Consider the following 1,177-nt stretch of genomic DNA (forward strand, 5'->3'; position numbering starts at 1 on the left):
ATTACTCGATGATTTTCGAGACGACGCCGGCGCCGACGGTGCGGCCGCCTTCGCGGATGGCGAAACGCAGGCCGTCTTCCATCGCGATGGGCGCGATCAGCTCGACGGTGAAGCCGACGTTGTCGCCGGGCATAACCATCTCGGTGCCAGCCGCCAGGGTCACGGTGCCGGTCACGTCAGTTGTACGGAAGTAGAACTGCGGACGGTAGTTCGCGAAGAAGGGGGTATGACGACCGCCTTCTTCCTTGGTCAGGATGTAGGCTTCGGCTTCGAACTTGGTGTGCGGTGTAACCGAACCCGGCTTACACAGAACCTGGCCACGCTCAACGCCGTCACGGTCGATACCGCGCAGCAGTGCGCCGATGTTGTCGCCCGCTTCACCGCGATCCAGCAGCTTGCGGAACATTTCAACACCGGTACAGGTGGTTTTCTGAGTGTCACGGATGCCGACGATTTCGATCTCGTCGCCAACATTGATCACGCCACGCTCGACACGGCCGGTCACAACAGTACCACGGCCCGAGATCGAGAACACGTCTTCGACCGGCATCAGGAACGGCTTGTCAACTTCACGCTCAGGGGTGTCGATGTAGTCATCAACAGCCGCCATCAGTTCCTTGATCTTCTCTTCGCCGATTTCCGGGTTGTTGCCTTCCATTGCGGCCAGAGCCGAACCTGCGATGATCGGAATATCGTCGCCGGGGTATTCATAGCTGGACAGCAGTTCGCGAACTTCCATCTCAACCAGTTCCAGCAGCTCTTCGTCGTCGACCTGGTCAACTTTGTTCATGAACACGACCATCTTCGGGATGCCAACCTGGCGGCCCAGCAGGATGTGCTCGCGGGTCTGCGGCATCGGGCCGTCAGCTGCGTTCACAACCAGGATCGCGCCGTCCATCTGAGCGGCACCGGTGATCATGTTCTTGACGTAGTCGGCGTGGCCGGGGCAGTCGACATGCGCATAGTGGCGGTTGTCGGTCTCGTACTCCACGTGGGCGGTCGAGATGGTGATGCCACGTGCTTTTTCTTCAGGCGCGCCGTCAATCTGGTCATACGCTTTGAAGTCACCGAAATACTTGGTGATTGCTGCGGTCAGCGTGGTCTTGCCGTGGTCAACGTGGCCAATCGTGCCGATGTTGACGTGCGGCTTATTACGCTCAAACTTTTCCTTTGCCAT

The 1,177-nt window shown here is 58.9% G+C and carries 1 protein-coding gene; it reads right to left on the minus strand.

Annotated elements, in window-relative coordinates; translation table 11 throughout:
* Window position 1: 1 nt before the first annotated feature.
* Window positions 2–1,177, minus strand: a 1,176-nt coding sequence (gene tuf, locus AC2TEM_RS21380; protein WP_010441214.1) for an elongation factor Tu, incomplete at its 5' end; no start/stop codon positions are given.

The organism is Ruegeria sp. HKCCD3925 (assembly GCF_057221175.1).